The organism is Saccharopolyspora hattusasensis, from assembly GCF_050972075.1.
GTDB classification, from domain to species: Bacteria; Actinomycetota; Actinomycetes; order Mycobacteriales; family Pseudonocardiaceae; genus Saccharopolyspora; species Saccharopolyspora hattusasensis.
Map to the genome: position 1 here is coordinate 4,941,550 of NZ_JBPCDC010000001.1, position 18,655 is coordinate 4,960,204.

The 18,655-nt window shown below is 68.4% G+C and carries 20 protein-coding genes, 1 tRNA gene and 1 pseudogene; 12 read left to right on the plus strand and 10 right to left on the minus strand.

Annotated elements, in window-relative coordinates; genetic code table 11:
- Positions 1 to 168: 168 nt before the first annotated feature.
- Positions 169 to 669 (plus strand): MogA/MoaB family molybdenum cofactor biosynthesis protein, encoded by a 501-nt coding sequence (locus tag ACRXBZ_RS23495; RefSeq protein ID WP_168590083.1) that lies wholly within the window; start codon positions 169 to 171, stop codon positions 667 to 669.
- Positions 670 to 739: 70 nt separating this feature from the next.
- Here the strand turns inward: ACRXBZ_RS23495 and ACRXBZ_RS23500 are convergent, their stop codons facing one another.
- Complete coding sequence (locus tag ACRXBZ_RS23500; RefSeq protein WP_168586479.1) at positions 740 to 1,009, minus strand: antitoxin; 270 nt, start codon at positions 1,007 to 1,009, stop codon at positions 740 to 742.
- Between the two features lie 150 nt (positions 1,010 to 1,159).
- Between ACRXBZ_RS23500 and ACRXBZ_RS23505 the strand changes: the two genes are divergently transcribed.
- Positions 1,160 to 1,345: a hypothetical protein gene (locus ACRXBZ_RS23505; RefSeq protein WP_168586480.1), complete on the plus strand. Its 186-nt coding sequence runs from the start codon at positions 1,160 to 1,162 to the stop codon at positions 1,343 to 1,345.
- A gap of 29 nt (positions 1,346 to 1,374) precedes the next feature.
- On the opposite strand, the gene mscL is transcribed toward ACRXBZ_RS23505, so the two are convergent.
- The 4 genes from mscL to ACRXBZ_RS23525 form a co-directional block, all read right to left on the minus strand.
- Entirely contained in the window at positions 1,375 to 1,833 is a 459-nt protein-coding gene (gene mscL, locus ACRXBZ_RS23510) for a large conductance mechanosensitive channel protein MscL (protein ID WP_433880937.1), read from the minus strand.
- A 123-nt stretch (positions 1,834 to 1,956) separates the two neighbouring features.
- Complete coding sequence (locus ACRXBZ_RS23515; RefSeq protein ID WP_433880938.1) at positions 1,957 to 2,607, minus strand: SAF domain-containing protein; 651 nt, start codon at positions 2,605 to 2,607, stop codon at positions 1,957 to 1,959.
- A 212-nt stretch (positions 2,608 to 2,819) separates the two neighbouring features.
- Entirely contained in the window at positions 2,820 to 3,146 is a 327-nt protein-coding gene (locus ACRXBZ_RS23520) for an FmdB family zinc ribbon protein (RefSeq protein WP_433880939.1), read from the minus strand.
- Positions 3,147 to 3,244: 98 nt separating this feature from the next.
- Positions 3,245 to 3,841, minus strand: coding sequence for a 5-formyltetrahydrofolate cyclo-ligase (locus tag ACRXBZ_RS23525; protein ID WP_433880940.1), 597 nt, complete (start codon positions 3,839 to 3,841; stop codon positions 3,245 to 3,247).
- 37 nt (positions 3,842 to 3,878) lie between these two features.
- On the opposite strand from ACRXBZ_RS23525, the gene ACRXBZ_RS23530 reads away from it, so the two are divergent.
- The 5 genes from ACRXBZ_RS23530 (at position 3,879) to ACRXBZ_RS23550 (ending at position 7,906) form a co-directional block, all read left to right on the plus strand.
- Positions 3,879 to 4,781: a UTP--glucose-1-phosphate uridylyltransferase gene (locus ACRXBZ_RS23530; RefSeq protein ID WP_433880941.1), complete on the plus strand. Its 903-nt coding sequence runs from the start codon at positions 3,879 to 3,881 to the stop codon at positions 4,779 to 4,781.
- A 46-nt stretch (positions 4,782 to 4,827) separates the two neighbouring features.
- The gene (glp, locus tag ACRXBZ_RS23535; RefSeq protein WP_433880942.1) at positions 4,828 to 6,051 is read left to right on the plus strand and encodes a molybdotransferase-like divisome protein Glp; all 1,224 of its coding nucleotides are present in this window, start codon (positions 4,828 to 4,830) and stop codon (positions 6,049 to 6,051) included.
- A gap of 7 nt (positions 6,052 to 6,058) precedes the next feature.
- Positions 6,059 to 6,724, plus strand: a complete 666-nt coding sequence (locus ACRXBZ_RS23540; protein WP_433880943.1) for a GNAT family N-acetyltransferase — start codon at positions 6,059 to 6,061, stop codon at positions 6,722 to 6,724.
- 268 nt (positions 6,725 to 6,992) lie between these two features.
- Positions 6,993 to 7,760 (plus strand): divisome protein SepX/GlpR, encoded by a 768-nt coding sequence (gene sepX, locus ACRXBZ_RS23545; protein ID WP_433880944.1) that lies wholly within the window; start codon positions 6,993 to 6,995, stop codon positions 7,758 to 7,760.
- 73 nt (positions 7,761 to 7,833) lie between these two features.
- Positions 7,834 to 7,906 (plus strand) — tRNA-Ala (locus ACRXBZ_RS23550).
- A 1,568-nt stretch (positions 7,907 to 9,474) separates the two neighbouring features.
- Here ACRXBZ_RS23550 and ACRXBZ_RS23555 read toward each other — a convergent pair.
- Both ACRXBZ_RS23555 and ACRXBZ_RS23560 read right to left on the minus strand, forming a co-directional pair.
- Positions 9,475 to 10,785: a helicase-associated domain-containing protein gene (locus ACRXBZ_RS23555; RefSeq protein ID WP_433880945.1), complete on the minus strand. Its 1,311-nt coding sequence runs from the start codon at positions 10,783 to 10,785 to the stop codon at positions 9,475 to 9,477.
- Positions 10,786 to 10,804: 19 nt separating this feature from the next.
- Entirely contained in the window at positions 10,805 to 11,386 is a 582-nt protein-coding gene (locus ACRXBZ_RS23560) for a DUF1841 family protein (protein ID WP_433880946.1), read from the minus strand.
- A 20-nt stretch (positions 11,387 to 11,406) separates the two neighbouring features.
- Between ACRXBZ_RS23560 and ACRXBZ_RS23565 the strand changes: the two genes are divergently transcribed.
- From ACRXBZ_RS23565 to ACRXBZ_RS23580, 4 genes are all read left to right on the plus strand, one after another.
- Positions 11,407 to 11,655, plus strand: a complete 249-nt coding sequence (locus tag ACRXBZ_RS23565) for a hypothetical protein (RefSeq protein WP_433880947.1) — start codon at positions 11,407 to 11,409, stop codon at positions 11,653 to 11,655.
- A 165-nt stretch (positions 11,656 to 11,820) separates the two neighbouring features.
- Entirely contained in the window at positions 11,821 to 12,261 is a 441-nt protein-coding gene (locus ACRXBZ_RS23570) for an SEC-C domain-containing protein (RefSeq protein ID WP_433880948.1), read from the plus strand.
- 14 nt (positions 12,262 to 12,275) lie between these two features.
- Entirely contained in the window at positions 12,276 to 12,665 is a 390-nt protein-coding gene (locus tag ACRXBZ_RS23575; protein WP_433880949.1) for a hypothetical protein, read from the plus strand.
- Between the two features lie 45 nt (positions 12,666 to 12,710).
- The gene (locus ACRXBZ_RS23580; protein WP_433880950.1) at positions 12,711 to 14,960 is read left to right on the plus strand and encodes a 2OG-Fe(II) oxygenase; all 2,250 of its coding nucleotides are present in this window, start codon (positions 12,711 to 12,713) and stop codon (positions 14,958 to 14,960) included.
- Between the two features lie 55 nt (positions 14,961 to 15,015).
- Here ACRXBZ_RS23580 and ACRXBZ_RS23585 read toward each other — a convergent pair whose 3' ends face one another.
- A complete protein-coding gene (locus tag ACRXBZ_RS23585; RefSeq protein WP_433880951.1) occupies positions 15,016 to 15,810 on the minus strand; it encodes an RNA-guided endonuclease TnpB family protein in 795 nt (264 codons plus the stop codon).
- Positions 15,811 to 15,940: 130 nt separating this feature from the next.
- Here ACRXBZ_RS23585 and ACRXBZ_RS23590 point away from each other — a divergent pair, with 130 nt between their 5' ends.
- The gene (locus ACRXBZ_RS23590; protein ID WP_433883947.1) at positions 15,941 to 17,653 is read left to right on the plus strand and encodes an IS1182 family transposase; all 1,713 of its coding nucleotides are present in this window, start codon (positions 15,941 to 15,943) and stop codon (positions 17,651 to 17,653) included.
- 7 nt (positions 17,654 to 17,660) lie between these two features.
- Here the strand turns inward: ACRXBZ_RS23590 and ACRXBZ_RS23595 are convergent, their stop codons facing one another.
- On the minus strand, positions 17,661 to 17,975 hold the full coding sequence (locus ACRXBZ_RS23595; protein ID WP_433880952.1) for a hypothetical protein: 315 nt from the start codon (positions 17,973 to 17,975) through the stop codon (positions 17,661 to 17,663).
- Positions 17,972 to 18,541: pseudogene (locus ACRXBZ_RS23600) on the minus strand (AfsR/SARP family transcriptional regulator); the annotation flags it as partial. The pseudogene ACRXBZ_RS23600 and the gene ACRXBZ_RS23595, both read right to left, overlap by 4 nt.
- Positions 18,542 to 18,655: the final 114 nt, after the last annotated feature.

Here is an 18,655-nt window from a genome sequence, read left to right on the forward strand (position 1 = left end):
GGCTCGGCATCGCACAACGGTCAAAAATCAACTCGGGGACATCGCAGGACTTGGAGGAACATGTCCGACGAAACAGGCACCGTGGTTCCGCGCAGGCCGGTGAGGATGGTCGATCTCACCAACTCGTTAGATCTGACCGAGGAGACCCTTGGCACTACGGTTACCGGCATGGAACGCAGCGCGCAGCGGCTGGGGCGGGCCCTCGTGGTCGTGGTGGACGATCGGGTCGCCCAGGGCGAGCAGGAAGACAACATCGGTCCGTTGGTGACCGAGTTGCTGGAGGAAGCCGGTTTCATCGTTGACGGTACCGTCGCGGTGGCCGGGGAGACCGTCGACATCCGCAACGCGCTGAACACCGCAGTGATCGGCGGGGTCGACGTGGTGATCACCGTCGGCGGCACCGGTGTGTCGCCCCGGGATGTCACGCCGGATGCGACGGCGGGGGTCCTGGACCGCCCGGTCCCGGGCATCGCGGAAGCCCTGCGGGCCTCCGGGCTGGCGGCGGGCGCGGTCGAGGCCGGGGTGTCGCGAGGCCTGGTCGGGGTCTCCGGCAGCACGCTGGTGGTGAACCTGGCGGGTTCCCGGGCCTCGGTCCGGGACGGCATGGCGACCCTGACTCCCCTGGTGACCCACGTGATCGAACAGCTCTCGGGCCTGGAAACAACCTGACCTGAAGACGAAGCGGTGGCGGCTCCGAGCGGAGCCGCCACCGCCTGTTCTCTTCGGGTTCCGGTTGGCGTCAGGGGGTTTTCGGGCCAGGTTCGGTCGGGCCGCCCTTTTCCCCCGGTCCCTTGTCGCCGGGGCCGTGGCCGTCCCGCTTGAGGATGCCCTCGACCTTGTGGCTGACGTTCTCGATCTTGTCGTGGTACTTGCCGCCGGTGGCCTTGTCCAGGCTCGACTTGGCGGCGTCGAGTCCCTTCGCCGCGCTGGGGCCTGCCTTCTCGGCGAGTTCTTCGGCCTTGTCCTTGGCCTGGTTCGCCAGTTCCTTGGCCTTGTCCAGGAAACTCATCTCTTGCCTCCCGTGGCTTCGACACCCGGTGAGCCACGCCCGGCGCCGCTCCCGCGGCATTGACCTGCAACAACATTCACTGTAGCCGACATCACAGCGATGGCCGCGCGGCGCTCCTAACCGCTCATCGCGATGGGGCACGATGGAGGTGTGACCGCGAACGACCCAGGCAGAACCACCGACCCCGCAGAACGGGAGCGGCGGCGTAGGCTCGCCGAGATCTTCGGCGACGTCCTGCCCGAGACCACCTCCGACGACCGCCCGGACCGGACTACCGCGGGTGACGGCGAACGCTGGTACCGGGAGAACCGCCCACCGCACCACGACGCCCGCTGACGCTCGGCGGCCTCAGCAGGCGGCGATGTTCAATTCTGCTGGCCGTCGCGCGCGCTCACGTTCCCGGCTTCGACGGCGAGGCCCTTGACCTGTGGGAGGCCCTGCTCCCGGCGCAGCAGGTCGCGGATTTCCAGTAGCAGCTCGACGTCGGTCGGCTCGGCCTGACCTTCTTCCTTGCCCTTCTTGCGGCGTTCCGAGATCTTCTTCATCGGTAGCACGAACAGGAAGTAGACGACCGCCGCCGTGATGAAGAACGTGATCACCGCGTTGATCACCGCGGCTAAGTCGATGATCGAGGCTCCGTTGCCGTCGCGCAGCTGGATGCTCAGGCCGGTGACGTTGCCGCCCCCGGTGGCGGCGATGATCGGCTTGATGATGCTGGTGGTGAACGACGTGACCAGCCCGGTGAACGCGCTGCCGACGACCACGGCGACTGCGAGGTCGATGACGTTCCCGCGCATCAGGAAGTCCTTGAAGCCCTTGAGCACGCTGGGAGCTCCTCTCCAAATCATGGGTGGTCCGGACGAGCCCGGATCGATCGGATGGGTGCGACGCGCGAATGCCAGATGGATGACGCGCCGAATCGACAGAGGGCGGCGCGCGGCGCGCACTCAGCGGAGCGTAACGGTGACCGGCTGAAGCAGGGACGCCGCGGCAACCGCCGCAGCGGTGTCCTCGGGTAGTCCCACGAAGATGAGTCTGCCCTTGTCGTTGCGGTCCTTCGGGGCTTGCACGGCGACCACTCGGACGTTTTCGGCGAGCACCGAAGCGTGACCCGATCGAGTGGTAGTTGTGACGATGTCCACTCGCCTGCCGGGCACCAGGAAGTCGGCCACTTCCGGGTCGGCGAGGCGGACCGGCGCGGACGCGGTCCCGGCGTCCCCGGATGCCACCAGCGGACCGTCGAACCGGACGTCGGTCAGCGGCTCCCCGCTGCGCGCGGCGGTGCCGAGCACCCGCCCCTCGGCGGCCGCAACGTCCCGCAACGCGCCGTCCGGCACCAGGTCCGCGGGCAGCTCGCGGCGCGCCACGTCGGCCTTCGACAGGACCCGCCCGGGCGGCAGATCGCGCGCAGCGACGAGCACCCCGACGCGTGAGTCCGGCGGCCCGTGGCCTGGCTGCACTGCGAGCCCGGCGGCGAGCAGTAGCAGCGCCACGGCGGTCAGCCTGCGCAGGGCGTGCAGGCGAAAACCCCGTCGGGCGGGGAAAAGCGCGCTGATCCGGTGCAGCGCTGTCGAGTTGAGGCGGTCCTCCGAAGCCATGGTCCACTCCCCGGTAGCGGTCGTTGATGACCTCCGAAGTTAGGGAGTTGTGCGCCGGGGCGGGAGGGGGTAGCGGAAATCTGTGGACAGACCGGTCCCTTGTGGATAACTCGGCTCACCCGGACGAATTTCCCTCGGATGGGGAGGATCACTGGGCGTGCACACGAAAATCGCCGACCGCGTCAGCTGCGGTCGGCGAACCGGGGCGGAGATCAGGAAGCGGCGGCCGTGGTGGTCGAGGAGCTGCTGCTCGAAGAGGACGAGCTCGACTCGGACGACGAGCTACTGCTGTTCGACGAGGACGAGCTACTGCTGTTCGACGAGGAGGAGCCGCTGCTGGTCGAGCTGGCCGACGAGTTCGCGGACCGGTTGTCGGTGCGGTAGAAGCCCGAGCCCTTGAACACGATGCCCACGGCGTTGAACAGCTTGCGGAGCCGGCCGGTGCACTTCGGGCACTCGGTGAGGGAGTCCTCACTGAACGACTGCACCGTCTCGAACTGGTGATCACATTCGGTGCAGGCGTACTGGTATGTGGGCACGGCCGTGAACCTCCGACATCTCGTCTTGGCACTCGAACTGCAGGAGTGCTAAATACGATAATGCGTCACGTAGGGTGTCCGGTGCAAACACTCCTATGTCACACCGGTAGGCCAACCACCCCACGACCGGGTGTCAGTACCCCGGTCATCCGCACATCGTGCGGCTCCCCGGGTAGCTCGGCGACAAATTCGCCGTCCCGGACGACGCCGATCCGCGGCGCGTTCGGCGCGGCCATCGGCAGCGACCGGTCGTAGTAACCGGCACCGCGCCCCAACCGAACCCCCCGGTGGTCCACGGCCAGCGCGGGCACCAGCAGCGCGTCGGCCCGCCCGATCGCTGCGGTCCCCAGCCGGTCGCCGACCGGTTCGAGCAGGCCGAACCCGGCGGGGCGCAGCGAGTCCGGGCCGGTGAACTCCGCCCATTCCAGGGGGCCGCCGCGGACCACGACCGGCAGCAGAACCCGCAGCCCGGCGTCGAGCAACGCGTCGAGCAAACCCGGCGACCCCGGCTCGCCGCCCACCGGGACGTACGCCGCCACCGTCCGCACCGGTCGGCCGTCCAGCCACCTCAGCAACGCCTCCTGCAGGGCCCTGGCCTCGGCAGACCGCGTGTCGTCGGCGACGCCCCCGCGCTGTTTCAGCAGCACGCGGCGCCACTCGGACTTGGTCGTAAAAGATTCGTCCAGTGAGCTCACAGGTCCACTCTAGGGATGCCCGATAGGCTCCCTGGCCATGAGCAGCCCGACGAGCACGCCCACAGCGTTCCGGACCGCCATCGTGCCCGCCGCAGGCCTGGGAACCCGATTCCTGCCGACCACGAAGGCGGTGCCGAAGGAGTTGCTCCCGGTCGTCGACACCCCCGGGATCGAACTGGTGGCCACCGAGGCCGCCGAAGCGGGCGCGCAGCGCCTGATCATCGTGACCTCGCCGGACAAGCGGGCGATCATCGAGTACTTCCGGCCGCAACCCGGGCTGGAGCAGACGCTCAAGGACCGCGGCAAGGACGCACTGCTCGAAAAGGTCCGCCGTGGGCCCGCCCTGATCGCCGCGGAGACCGCGCTGCAGGAGCGTGCCCTCGGACTGGGGCACGCCGTGGGCTGCGCCGAACCGAACCTGACCGACGCCGACGACGCGGTCGCCGTGCTGCTGCCCGACGACCTGGTGCTGCCGCACGGCGTGCTCACGCGGATGGCCGAGGTGCGCGCCCGCTACGGCGGCAGCGTGCTGTGCGCGTTCGACGTGCCGCGCGAGCAGATCTCCGCCTACGGTGTCTTCGACGTCACCGACACCGATGACGACGATGTCAAGCAGGTCCGCGGCATGGTCGAGAAGCCCGCGCCGGACGAGGCCCCGTCCACCCTGGCCGCCGTCGGTCGCTACCTGCTGGATCGCGCCGTCTTCGGCGCGCTCAAGCGCATCGAGCCCGGTGCCGGAGGTGAACTCCAGCTCACCGATGCCGTAGCGTTGTTGATCTCCGAAGGACACCCGGTGCACGTAGTGGTCCATCGAGGTGGGCGACACGACCTCGGAAATCCTGGCGGTTTCCTCAAAGCTGCGGTGGACTTCGCGCTGGAGGATCCCGAATACGGGCCGGAACTGCGAAACTGGCTCGTCGAACGGATCAGCAGGAGCTAACGCCGCGCCGGCCACGGCTCGGGCACGCGGGAAGAGGTCGACAGCCATGAGATCAGTGGAGGAGCAGCTCGCGCGCGTACTCACAGCCGCCGTCCGGCCCGCGCCCGTGCGGGTGGCGATCTCCGAGGCTCAGGGCCTGCTGTGCGCCGAAGAGGTCGTCGCCGAACAGGCGCTGCCCGGATTCGACCAGGCCGCGGTGGACGGTTACGCGGTGCGCAGCGTCGACGTGCAGACGGCCGTCGACGAGTCGACGGTGCTGCCGGTCGTCGGGGAGATCCCGGCCGGATCGCGGCAGCCGCGCCGGTTGCAGCCGGGGCAGGCGGTGCGGGTGGTCACTGGTGCGCCGCTGCCGACGCTGGCCGACGCGGTTGTGCCGCTGGCCTACACCGATGAGCACCCCGCCAAGGTCACGGTCCGGCAGCCGGTGCCGTCGGCGGCGTTCGTCCGCCGCACCGGCGAGGACGTGCAGACCGGCGACGTGGCGGTGCGCCGCGGCGCACCCATCGGTGCGGCGCAGGTCGGACTGCTGGCGGCGGTGGGCCGGAACAAGGTCCTGGTGCATCCGCGGCCGCGGGTGTCGGTGATCTCGGTGGGCGACGAACTCGTGGACGTCGACCGCACGCCCGGCCAGGGTCAGGTCTACGACGTCAACTCCTACGCGCTGGCCGCCGCAGCGCGGGACGCCGGGGCTGAGGTCACCCGCGTCGGCATCGTCAACAGCGACCCGCGCCGGCTGCGCGAGGTCGTCGAGGGACGGCTGCTGCTGTCCGAGGTCGTGGTGATCGCCGGCGGTGCCGGCGGCGCGGCGGGCAACGAGGTCCGGGCGGCCCTCGCCGACCTTGGGGAGCTCGACTTGACCCGGGTGGCCATGCAGCCCGGCTCGGTGCAGGGCTTCGGACGGCTCGGCCCGGACGAGATCCCCACTTTCGTGCTGCCCAGCAACCCGGTGAGCGCGCTGGTCGTCTTCGAGGTGCTGGTGCGGCCGTTGGTCCGCGCCGCGCTCGGCAAGCTCAACCCGCACCGGCGCACCGTGTCGGCCGAACTGCTCACCCCGGTCGCCTCCGCCAAGGGGCGTCGCGGCTTCCTCCGTGGCCAGCTGCTGCGCGACCCGAAGAACGGCTCCTACCTGGTGCAACCGCTGGGCACCTCGGGATCGCACCTGCTGGCGTCGTTGGCCGAGGCCAACTGCCTGGTGGTGGTCGACGAGGACACCACCGACGTCGCGGCCGGGGAGGACGTGCAGGTCCGGTTCCTCTCGCAGCGCGCGTGAGCCACCGATGCAGCCCGCCGACGCCGATGGGTTCCCGATCGGCCGCCACCCCGGCTGGCCGGCGCGCCTCGGCCCGCTGATCACGGCGCGCGGCTCCGTCGCGCTGCGCCCGCCGCGGCTGCGCGACGGCTCGGCCTGGAGCCGGACGAGGCTGCAAGATCGCACCTACCTGCAGAAGTGGGAACCCACCGCGGTCGGAGGCTGGCAGGAGGGCAACGCGCTGATGGCCTGGCCCGCGCAGTGGAGCGCGCTGCGCGGCATGGCCCGACGCGGCCAGGCGCTGCCGTTCACCATCACCATCGGCGGCGAGTTCGCCGGGCAGCTGACCGTCGGCAACATCGTGCGCGGCGCGCTGCGCTCCGGGTGGATCGGCTACTGGGTGGCCGCGCGCCTGGCCGGCGGCGGGGTCGCCACGGCGGCCGTCGCGATGGCGGTGGACCACTGCTTCGGCCCCGTCGGGCTGCACCGGCTGGAGGCCACCGTGCGGCCCGAAAACCAGCCGAGCGTGCGGGTGCTGGAGAAGTCCGGCTTCCGCCGCGAAGGGCTGTTCCACCGCTACCTGGACGTGGCCGGCGCCTGGCGGGACCACTACGTGTACGCCCTGACCGTCGAGGAGGTCCCGGACGGCGCGGTGAGCAGGCTGATCAGCACCGGCGGCGCGAGCCGGCCATGACGCCGAGATATTGATCACGCACCGTCACCGCTGACCGGGCGGGATCGGCAGAAAAATGCACCGAACGGCGGCAGATCTCTCGCCATTCGGCGGTACGGGGACCGACACGGCGATGTCGATGTTGCCGCCGACTGCTCTGAACGTGCGGTTCTCTTGTTTCCGGGGACCAATGTGACTCGGCGTGTTTCCGAGACATAAGTGGCTGACGTGGTTAGCGTGGCGATCGCAGACTTGTGTGCTGCTGGTGGCCAGGGGGAGGTGGCGAGGCATGCCCAGTTCATTGATCTTCGCTGCGCTGGCAGCGGCGTGGCTGGTGGTACTGGTTCCAATGTTCGCCCGCCGCCGCCAGGAAGTTTCCAAGACCACCGACTCCGCGTTGGCCGCACGAGTCGTGCGGCGAGGCAGCGGACGGCGCCCGGCGACCCCCGGAGCCGCGACAACCGACGAGGTGGAGGAGGCGCTCGGGATGCCTGACACCGACCTTGACGACGCCATCGAAGAGTACGAGGCCGACGGCTCGTGGCGACGGGTGCACAGCGATGACGTACGCGCCGGCCGCCGCTACCGGCCCGGCCGCGGCGGATTCGACCCGGAAGCCGCGGCGCTGGCCGCCCGCGCAAAGTACGCCCGACGGCAGCGCATCGTGCTCGTCATGCTGCTCGTGGCGGTGACCACGGCGCTGCTGGGTGCCCTGGTATGGCCGGTCATGTGGTGGCTGCACGGCGCCACCGACCTGGTCGTCGTGGGCTACCTCGCATACCTGCGCCGCCAGGTCCGCATCGAAGAGGACATCCGCAGCCGTCGGCTGGCCCGGATGTCCGGCGAGCGCGACGAGATCGACGGCTACGACGACGACGTCGACATCGACGAGCCGGGCGACGAGCATGACGAGGACCGTGACCGCGAAACCGGGCGGCCCGACGACCGCCGGCCGGCCGCGCGCGCCGTCCGCGTGGAGATCGACGACGAGGACCCCATGTTCGATGAGCTGGACGAACGCACCTGGGAGCCTTACCGGCGAGCCTCCGGCGAATAGCCCAGGGCCCCTAAGAGGGGGTGCTGCGAAAGCTGATTTCGGGCCTTGCTAAGCTTTCGTCAGCACTCAACAAGGGGCTGTAGCGCAGTTGGTAGCGCGTCTCGTTCGCATCGAGAAGGTCAGGGGTTCGATTCCCCTCAGCTCCACGCGAAGATTGGGAGAGCCCCGTCGACGGAATGCGTCGACGGGGCTCTTCGCGTTATGACATTGGGGGGCCGAGCCCCCCATGCCCCCCACGGTGCGGTGGATTCGTTTCGTCGGCTCCTTGCGTTGGGGAGTGTTCCCGGTCTGTTCACGGACCAGCAAGCCGGTCGCAAAATCGCGCCCATCACGTACCGTGATCGACGGAATGCGTCGACGGGGCTCTTCGCGTTATGACATTGGGGGGCCGAGCCCCCCATGCCCCCCACGGTGCGGTGGATTCGTTTCGTCGGCTTCTTGCGTTGGGGAGTGTTCCCGGTCTGTTCACGGACCAGCGAGCCGGTCGCAAAATCGCGCCCATCACGTACCGTGATCGACGGAATGCGTCGGCGGGGCTCTTCGCGTTATGACGTTGGGGGGCCGAGCCCCCCGTGCCCCCACGGTGCGGTGGATTCGTTTCGTCGGCTTCTTGCGTTGGGGAGTGTTCCCGGTCTGTTCACGGACCAGCGAGCCGGTCGCAAAATCGCGCCCATCACGTACCGTGATCGACGGAATGCGTCGGCGGGGCTCTTCGCGTTATGACGTTGGGGGGCCGAGCCCCCCGTGCCCCCACGGTGCGGTGGATTCGTTTCGTCGGCTTCTTGCGTTGGGGAGTGTTCCCGGTCTGTTCACGGACCAGCGAGCCGGTCGCAAAATCGCGCCCATCACGTACCGTGATCGACGGAATGCGTCGGCGGGGCTCTTCGCGTTATGACGTTGGGGGGCCGAGCCCCCCGTGCCCCCACGGTGCGGTGGATTCGTTTCGTCGGCTTCTTGCGTTGGGGAGTGTTCCCGGTCTGTTCACGGATCAGCGAGCCGGTCGCAAAATCGCGCCCATCACGTACCGTGATCGACGGAATGCGTCGGCGGGGCTCTTCGCGTTATGACGTTGGGGGGCCGAGCCCCCCGTGCCCCCACGGTGCGGTGGATTCGTTTCGTCGGCTCCTTGCGTTGGGGAGTGTTCCCGGTCTGTTCACGGATCAGCGAGCCGGTCGCAAAATCGCGCCCATCACGTACCGTGATCGACGGAATGCGTCGGCGGGGCTCTTCGCGTTATGACGTTGGGGGGCCGAGCCCCCCGTGCCCCCACGGTGCGGTGGATTCGTTTCGTCGGCTCCTTGCGTTGGGGAGTGTTCCCGGTCTGTTCACGGATCAGCAAGCCGGTCGCAAAATCGCGCCCATCACGTACCGTGATCTATCGATGACGGCTGAGGCGGCCACTGGCGGAGGAACGGCGATCGAAACTGATTTGGTACTTCGGTTCAGCCGTTTTCGCCGAAAACGCGACAGGCTCCAGCACTTCGGTGGTAATCGAGTAAGTTCCCTCAGCTCCACCTTACTTAGAGGTACTACTAAGACACGCGCCTGATTGAAGGCCGTGGAGTAGGCGGTCGGTGTGGTTGAGGTACCCGATCTTGGCTCGGCCGAGAATCCCGCCAGCGCGGGCTTTCTGTCCCACCTTGTTGTGCGTGACGCAGCGCTTGCGTAACTCGGCTATGACGATGACATAGTCGACATCGCCCTCCACGCTAGGTCAGGATGATGTGGGCATGACGTAGCCAAGCTTCCGCACGGCCACGCGGAACTTCGACTCCCTGTCGAGCGGAACGGCGAGATGGCGATCACCGACGAGCCGGCAGAGGGAGCGCGTTGCCCGGTCGCGGGCGATGAGCGTCGCCAACGCCGAGTCGGCGCACTCGATCATGCGAACGTGCCCGAGGTCGGTCAACTGTCCGGCACGACGGCTGATGTCGTCGACGAGGGTATCCAGCGTGCCGGGTACCTCATTCTCGGCACGGCCGGCCAGGAAGCCGGTGAACTCGGCTAGTTCACGTCCGGTGTCGAGGGCGGTCAGCAGGCTCGTGGACGAGATCGTCCACACCCGATCCGCGGTCTGCTCGGCATACGCCGACAGCAACAGCTCGTCACCCGGCGGCAGCGAGCCGGTGACCACGACGTCAAGGTTCGGTAGGACCTTCAGGCCGCGTTCCTGACCGGTGGCGGCCGGCGGCTGGTAGCTATCCGCGAGGCCCAGGGCGAAGCAGCCCAAGGCGTTGAGCCGGATCGCCTGTAGGCCGTCGTAACGGCTCAGGGCGTCCAACTCGTCCGCGCCCCAGTTGTCCCGGAAGTCGTCCCGCTCGCCGTCGGGATGCACGTACTCGAGATCGATCAGGCCCAGCGTGCCCGCGTACTCGAACAGTACGGCCAGCGTGTAGCGGCCTTCCAGGATCTCCCATCGGTGGAAGCCGTCGTAGCCGAGGCTGCCGTACTGCGGATCGACGAGGTACAGCTTCCACAACGCCATGTCACTGCGGGCGACGGCGGGATTCAGGCGTGCCCGCCGCATCGAGGCGAACAGGCCGTCCACACCGATCCACTCGTCCACCGGGCAGCCGGCCAGCGCCCTGGCGACGACCTGCCGGCGAGGCTTGGCGGCACTGATCACGTTCTTGATCCGCTGGCCCTTGATCTCGTCGATCCGGCTGAACTCGTCGATCACCGCGTGCGTCAACCACCGCTGCCACAACGCCCGAATGACCTCAGCCGCGGGAGCGGCCAACGCGGCACGGCCTTTCGTGGTCAACCGCAGCCGCCCACCGTCGATCCTGGCCAACCCGCCCGCCTGCAGCAACAAGGGCCACGCGAACGCCGCGATCGGCTCGTCCGGATAGAAATCGCCGCTCGCCAGGCGCGAACGCACCGTACGGATGGTCGCCGCCGACGGCCGGCCGGTCTTCTCGCTGCACCGCACCTCGCCGGCCGTGCACAACTCCAGTACCGCCCGCAGGTTCAGTTGGGCCTCCTGCTCGGTCGGCCGCACCTGATGTTCAAGGACGTCGTTCACCGTGCGGAGGTTACTCGCGCTACAGGTCGTTGAGGGCCCGCCGGTACGCCTCGGCATCAAACTGCTCATGTTTGGCCAGGACGGGGTACATGTGCTCGGTGAGGACCGCGGCGAGCCTGTGCAGGATGTCGTGCCGGTTCATGCCCTGGTCGCGGAGCCGCCGGGCGGCCTGCCACACCTCGGGTGGGTCGTCGTCCCACAACTGGTTGGCGATCACCTCGTGCATCGTCAGGTGAAGCCGGGGGGAGTGCGCGTCGAGTTCGCCCTCGAAGACCGGATCGGCCAACGACTCGTGGTATTCGGGATGTTCACCCTCGATGAGCATCGCTCGCTCATCCGGGTCGGCGGGGTTGAGCCGGTCGAACCGCTCGCCGTCGATGACGGTGCTCTGGTGAGCCACGGTGAACATCCGCCGGTCCAGGATGCTCTCGACCTCGGCCTTGTCCGCCGACGGCGGAACGTCGTCCAGATATGCCGCCGGCTCGACATCGCCTTCTACCGGCGGTCCTGGCGGCGAGGCAGACCCAGGAGACCGGGAGGCACGCCTACTTAGACCGGACTTCTTGGGCTTGCGCCTGCGCCCCTTGCTTACTGGGCTCACGAAATCCAGGTTCTCATGTCGTGCCGGCGCGGGCTCTTCGGGTAGCCGGCTTCGCTTGCAGTGTGCTCGATGTCGGGCACGAGCCATTTTCCGTCCAACAGGAATCGTCCGCGGCGCTGTGGGGGCGGCTCAGCCGGTTGGCCGGTGCCCCGGTGGTCGATCCGGCGGCGTCGGCACTGGTGGACCTGGCTGTCGCGGTGCTGCGCCGCGCAGGTTTCGACACGTTGTCGTCGTTGCCGCTGCTGGACTTCCAGCCGTTCGCGTACTAGCCGCCTTCGTCGACCGCGCCGTCCGCTACTGGTCCCGTGCCGCGCAGGCCCCCGGAGGTCGTCGAGGCGCTCCCCGCCGAGCAGGCCGCCATCCGCAAGGCCACCCCCCTCCTGCAAGAATGCCTGCACCTCAGCGACACCACCAACTGGTAAAGAGGACGCAGAGTGACAATCCCAGTCCGCGTGACCCCGAACTGGAGCCCGGCCGGCCGGGACCACACGTACCACTACTCGACCATGATTCTGTCCGTCTTCTGGCCATCGGCCGAGCACGCGAAGCTGGTCGCCCGGTGGCCACACCTAGTCGCCGAGGTGGGCGCGACCTGGGACGAGCACCGGCAGTTGGTCGAGCGGCACTGTGCACTCATCACGCGAGCCGACCACGGCGTCAACCAGACGCCCGGCAACGTCGCCGATTTCGAGGCCTTCCTGCGAGACAACGGAGTCCGCAAGCCGTCGGCGGAAGACCTGCTCGCCTACCCGGACCTGCGGACCGGACCCGCCATGATCCCCTGGCCACCGGCACGAGGCGCGACCTGCTGGTGTGGCTCGGGGCGCAAGTACAAGCAATGCTGCCGACCACACGGCCTGGGCTCCCTCGACTGAAGGTCCAGGGGTCGATGAATTCCCAGAATCAGGCGAAACTCCGGCGCGGGATCGCCGCGGCCGGCACTGCCGCCGTCGCCAGGAACGGCTACGTCACCGCGATCGACGCGTTGCTCGCCACCGGCTGGCTTCGGCCCGAGAGAGTTGAGGACTGGCGGCGTTGCCGCGTGCCATACCTGGAGCGGGTAATGGTCGCCAGCCTGCCCAAGATCAGTACTGCGATGCGGATCTTCCGAAGCTGGGCCGAGAGCGAAGGCATGCGCCCCAGCGAGACGGTATACGTCAGTTGGACCAGGGATCGCCGCCGACTGCGGTTCTCCAAATCGGGAGACCCGGGCATCGAGCGCGCCTACCGCACTCACTGGTTACCACCCAGGGCTAACGGGCACAGCGGCGAAGACTGAGCCGGCTGCACATCGGCAACGTCCGGCGAGCATATGAGGGGACACATGACGAAAACGGCACGGGAACGACTTGCACAACTGTTCGACGACGTCGAGCCGACCGGGTCGTTCAGCGCTCAACTGCTGGCACCGGCGCACATGCTCGAGCTTGAGGTGTCCGGCGTCGGGCCGGTACGCCTGCCGGTCCGCGCACCCCTGGCGAAGAAACTGATCACGGTGGCGCGGCCGGCGATGTTCGGCCGGGGCGAGGAGACGCTGACCGACACCGGGGTCCGCGACACGTGGGAGCTGACCCCGGATCAGATCACGCTCGGCGGTCCCGACTGGACGGCGCTGCTGGACGGCGCGCTGGAGCACTTCCGTGACGAGCTCGGGCTCCCGCGGACGGCACGGCTGCGGGCCGAGCCGCACGCGATGCTGGTCTACGGCAAGGGACAGTTCTTCCTGCCTCACCAGGACTCGGAGAAGCACGACGAGATGGTGGGCACCCTTGTGGTGTCACTGCCGTCGGCGCACACCGGCGGGGAACTGGTCATCGACCACGCCGGGGAGAGCAGGACCTACCGCGCGTCGAAGGAGGAGCTGACCCTCGTCGCGTTCTACTCGAACTGCCGTCATGAGGTCACGCCGGTCAGGTCCGGATACCGGGTGACGCTCACGTTCAACCTGCTTGCCGGTGCCGAGACCGCGGCCCCGGAGGCAGGCCCGGTCACCGAGCTGGCGCACTGCCTGACCGAGCATTTCGCCACGCCGGCCACCCCGCAGTACGGCGGACGCGACCTTGACCCACCGAACCGGCTGGTCTTCCTGCTGGACCACGAATACACCCAGCGGGGCCTGACCTGGCGCCGGCTCAAGGGCGACGACGCGGAACGTGCCGCGCTGATGCGCGCAGCCGCGGAGCGGGCTGGATGCGAAGCAGTGCTGGCGCTCGCCGAGGTGAAGGAGACCTGGGACGTCCAGCCGTCCGACGGCTACGGGTGGGACGAGGACTATGACGAGGACCCCGGCGACGATCAGCTCACCGACCTGATCAACGACGAGATCACCCTCGGCTGGTGGACCCGCCCGGACGGCACCGGCGGCGAGCCGATCTCACTTTACGTCTCCGACTATGAGGTGTGCACCACCACCCCAAATGCGGCTATGGAGCCCTACCAGTCCGAGTACGAGGGCTACATGGGTAACTACGGCAACACGCTGGACCGGTGGTACCGGCGGGCCGCGGTCGTCGTGTGGCCCCGGGACCGGGCTTTCGCGGCGCGTGCCGAGGCCGGATCGCAGTGGGCGCTGCACGAGCTTCGCGATCGCATCCAGGCCGGCGACCTGGCGTGGGCACGGGCCGCGGCGGAGTCGCTCGCGCCGTTCTGGAATAGGACCGCGTCGCGCGCGGGACTGCTCGGCGCCGCGCTGGACGTGGCAGCGGGCCTGGGTGTTGCCGGGACGTCGGCGATGCTGCTGGAGCCGTTCCGTGTGGAGACGCTCGCACGGGAGCACGCGGGCGGGCTGGCGACAGCGGCCGGGCGGTACGGCCAGGAGTGGACGCGGGACGTCATCAACGGGTGGTTCGAACGGTGGCACCGCTACGGAACCGACCGGCACGAGTGGGTCGAGGGGCTCGCAGGTCTGTGCGAGGCGCTACGTGTTGCCGGAAGACCGGAGGTGGCGCGGCTGCTGGCCGCCCGAACGTGGCAATGGCTGGACGACGAGTTGCGGACCTGGACCACGACCGCGCGCACCGATGACCGCCGGCCGTGTCTGGAGATGCTCAGTTCACCGCTGACACAGCTGATCGAGGCGGCCGACGACACGTTGCGCGAGGAGATCACCACGGCGCTGCGCGGATACGAGGACACGGTGCTGGAATGTCTGATGCCGGCATTGCGCTCGGCGGCCTCGCGGCGGGCGGCGGGGTTCGACAAAATCGCGCGGGACTGCGCGCAGCGGCTCGGCACGATCGTCGCGCACCCGCCGCGGGAAGACGACGACTGGTCAATCGCGTGGACCGGGTGCAGGTGTGACCTGTGTGACACGTTGAGAACGTTTCTCGGGTCCCGGTCGCGGCGGATCTTCGAGTGGCCGCTGGTGAAGAACGGACGCCAGCACGTGCACACCCAGATCGACTCGGCCGGGCTCCCGGTGCGGCACCAGACCCGACGAAAGGGCCGGCCATACACGCTCGTGCTGACGAAAACCGACGAGCTGTTCACGCGCGCCAAGACCGCGCGGCACACCGCCGAGTCCGATCTGAAGTGGTTGACCTCGACGCTGGATGACGTATCAGCGCGAACATAAGGCACGTCCTGCGGTGCGTACCGTCGCCTGGGCTGGCCTGTACCCAGGTTTCCGTTCACGAAACGTGTGAAAGCGTGTCGTGAGTCGGCACCTTGCGGTGTCGACGTTGGCCCGCGCTGTTCGGTGCGGGTCTTCCCGTGGCGATATCCGCTGCCCGCGTGGTGCGGGTCTTGTGTGGGTTTCCATCGGGCTCGTTTTCCGTCGCCCCGCAACTCGGGGAGGACGTCGTGGCGTCAACCAGGTTGGCGAGGTTGTGGGCCGCGTTGAGGTCGCGATCCATGCTCATCCCGCAGGACGGGCAGGTGAAGATACGGTCGGACAGGTGCAGCTTGGTTCTCACCGCACCACAGTCCGAGCACGTTTTAGAGCTGGGATACCACCGGTACGCGATGTGCACGCGCAGCCCGGCCCAGGAGGCTTTGTACTCGACCTGGCGTCGGAGTTCGGCCATGCCGACACCCGCGACCTGCCGCGTCAGGCGGCGGTTGCGGGTCATGCCCGCAACGTTGAGGTCTTCCAGCACGATCGCACCGAAGGTCCGCACCAGCCAGGTGGTGAGCTTATGCAGCCCATCGCGGCGCGCATTGGCGACTGTGGTGTGCAGCGTGGCGATGCGGGCTTGGGTTTTGCGCCACCGGTTCGACGGCTTCTGTCCGCTACGGTGGTCTGGGCCAGTGCGCCGGGAGGCTTGCCGCTGCAACCTCCGCAACTCACGCAGGGCGACTTCGAGGTGTTTCGGGTTGTCGATCACTTCACCGGTCGAGAGCACGGCCAGGGACTTGATCCCGAGATCCACACCCACCGTCACACCGGGCTGGGCGGGGGCGGGATCGTTGCGGGTGATCTCCACCGAGAAGACCCTGCTGGCTAATTCGGCGAGGGGCTGGGTTTGGTGTCGCCGTGATCCGTTGAGCTGGTGCATGATCTTTCAGCGGTCGACTTTCCTGGTTCCCGGCCGTGGGATGGAGTGTGTGGTGTCTATGCAGCCCCGGCCGTGGCCGCGGATTCCGGAAGCGACCGTGCGTGCCGCGCGGGCGGCGGCGGGCACGAGCGAGTACCCGTTGGCGATGCGGGTCCGTGACGAGCTGGGTGAGCTGTTCAGCGATGCGGAATTCACCGAGGCGTTCGGGGTGCGGGGGAAGCCTGGGTGGTCGCCGGGACGGTTGGCGCTGGTCACGGTGTTACAGATGGCGGAGAATCTGACCGATCGGGGTGCAGTCCACCGGGTCCGGTTCGGCATGGACTGGAAATACGCGCTCGGGATGGAGCTGGACGATCCAGGGTTTGATGCGTCGGTCTTGTCGGAGTTCCGCACCAGGCTGGTCGCCCACGGGCTGGAGGAACGGGCGCTGGATCTGCTGCTGAAAGTGTTGCAGGACAAGGGATTAGTGGCCGCCGGCGGGAAGCAGCGCACCGATTCGACGCACGTGGTGGCGGCGGTGCGGGATCTCAACCGGCTGGAGCTGGCGGGTGAGTCGGTGCGGGCCGCGCTGGAGGCTCTCGCGGCCGCGGTACCGGACTGGCTGGCCGGGGCGATCGATGTGCCGGCGTGGGGACATCGGTATGCCGCGCGGGTGGATTCCTGGCGGCTGCCCACCTCGCAGGCCAAACGCCGGGATCTGGCGGTGACTTACGGTACCGACGGGTATGCGCTGCTGGGTGCGGTGTATTCCCCGAACGCTCCTGGCTGGTTGCGTGAGTTGCCTGCCGTGGAGGTGCTGCGGGTGGTGCTGCTGCAGAACTACACCCGCACGATCACCGGCAACGGACGGGAGGTGATCACACGGCGGGAGGCGGACACGGACGGTCTCCCGCCAGGGAGATGGCGCCTGACCTCGCCGTATGACACCGATGCCCGCTGGGGCGGCAAACGTGACACCTTCTGGAACGGCTACAAGGTGCACTTCAGCGAGACCTGCCGGCGCCCCGGCACCCAGCCGGAGCCGGCCGATGCCGCCGTGCCACGGCCCAACCTGATCACGAACGTGGCGACCACGGACGCGAGTGTCCCGGACGTGGCCATGACCGAACCGATCCACCAGGCGCTGGATCGTCGTGGCCTGCTGCCCGGCGAGCACTACCTGGACTCCGGCTACCCCTCGGCCGAGCTGATCGTCAGTTCCGTGACCGATTTCGGTGTCACGTTGATCACTCCCGTGCTGGCCGACCACTCACCGCAGGCCCGGGCCGGCGCCGGGTTCGACCGCACCCGCTTCACCATCGATTTCGATCGCGAGCAGGCCACCTGCCCGCAGGGCCAGACCAGCTCCACCTGGAACCCGGCCACCCAGCGCGGCACCGACACGATCGTGATCACTTTCGCGACCGCGACCTGCGGGCCCTGTCCGGTTCGCGAGCAGTGCACCACCTCCCGGACCCGGCGCCGGCAGATCACCGTGCATCCGCGGGCCGTCCACGAGGCTCAACGCGCTGCCCGTGCCGACCAGGAAACCAAGGACTGGCAAGCTGAATACGCGCTGCGGGCCGGGGTCGAGGGCACCATCCGCCAAGGCATCGCGGTCACCGACCTGCGCCACGCCCGTTACCGCGGACTGGCCAAAACCCACCTGCAACACGTGTTCTCCGCGGTCGCACTCAACCTGATCCGCCTGGATGCCTGGTGGAACGGCCACCCACTCGACCGAACCCGCACCAGCCATCTCACCCGCCTCGAACACGCCCTCGCAGCATGATCAGGAATTAACCAGCAGGATCCGAGAACGACACAAAACACCGTCCGGCCCGATACGACACCGTCGCCGAGCGGATCCGCGCGGCACCCGTGTCGACGCGCCGCGCGAGTTTCCGGGTGGACTCGTGGGTGCGCACCACCCCGATGCGGGGCAGCTTCACATGGCGCCGGTCGTGGTCAGCGAGACCGAAGCTGCCGGTGGTGAACCGGCACGACAACCCGCTGCGCGAAGTGCGCGGTCGGCGAGATCGAGCATCGCCGCCCTCGCCTGGTGCGCCGGGATCGCGCTCGTCGGGTATCTGCAGGGCGTCCGCCACGTTCAAGAAGCGAGCGTGACCGCGACCAACTCACGCCAGCTCGCCTGCGCCCCCTCGCGCGTCGCCTCGGTGAACCGCGAGTCGCCGAGGCGACGTCGCGTGGCCTGCTGCAGGTCTTGTATCACCGCACGGACGTTTGCCCGCTCGGCGTCGTCGCCCAGCATCGCTATGGCGACATCGAGTTGTCGGTGTGCCTGCTCGGTGTTGCCGCTCCAGCGCGCGAGCTCCGCCTTCGCCAGCGCCAGCTCGGCCAGCGCCTTCGGCCAGGCGACTCGTTCCGCGGACCGCTGCGCCGCGGCCATGGCGGCCGCGCTCGCCTCCTCATCGCCCAACAACCAATACGACTGGGCCTGCCGCGACCGCATCGGCACGACATCGTCGGTGACACTAACCTCGGTGACGACCGCGATCGCCTGTTCGTAGCGCTCGCACGCACTGCCGAACTCGCCGCGCATCGCGATTCGGTTCGCCAGCTCGGTAAGGGCGAACGAAATCCCCGACCGTTCCCCGAGCGCGCGAAACTCGGTGAGCACCGTCTCGAAATATGCGTCCGCACCCTGGCCGTCGTGGCCAGGGCGACGGCTCCCGATTCGCCTGACGCATCCACCCGCTGCGGTTCTCGCGGCATCCCCCTGCCCGCAGGAGAAGAAAATCTTTTGTTTCTACGCGGTTTTGACGGAAAGATG

Coding starts and splice junctions, on each gene's coding strand:
- ACRXBZ_RS23495 (WP_168590083.1), top strand. CDS start 169: ATGGAACGCAGCGCGCAGCGGCTGGGGCGGGCCCTCGTGGTCGTGGTG.
- ACRXBZ_RS23500 (WP_168586479.1), bottom strand. CDS start 1,009: ATGAGTTTCCTGGACAAGGCCAAGGAACTGGCGAACCAGGCCAAGGAC.
- ACRXBZ_RS23515 (WP_433880938.1), bottom strand. CDS start 2,607: ATGGCTTCGGAGGACCGCCTCAACTCGACAGCGCTGCACCGGATCAGC.
- ACRXBZ_RS23530 (WP_433880941.1), top strand. CDS start 3,879: ATGAGCAGCCCGACGAGCACGCCCACAGCGTTCCGGACCGCCATCGTG.
- glp (WP_433880942.1), top strand. CDS start 4,828: ATGAGATCAGTGGAGGAGCAGCTCGCGCGCGTACTCACAGCCGCCGTC.
- ACRXBZ_RS23540 (WP_433880943.1), top strand. CDS start 6,059: ATGCAGCCCGCCGACGCCGATGGGTTCCCGATCGGCCGCCACCCCGGC.
- sepX (WP_433880944.1), top strand. CDS start 6,993: ATGCCCAGTTCATTGATCTTCGCTGCGCTGGCAGCGGCGTGGCTGGTG.
- ACRXBZ_RS23575 (WP_433880949.1), top strand. CDS start 12,276: ATGAATTCCCAGAATCAGGCGAAACTCCGGCGCGGGATCGCCGCGGCC.
- ACRXBZ_RS23580 (WP_433880950.1), top strand. CDS start 12,711: ATGACGAAAACGGCACGGGAACGACTTGCACAACTGTTCGACGACGTC.
- ACRXBZ_RS23590 (WP_433883947.1), top strand. CDS start 15,941: ATGCAGCCCCGGCCGTGGCCGCGGATTCCGGAAGCGACCGTGCGTGCC.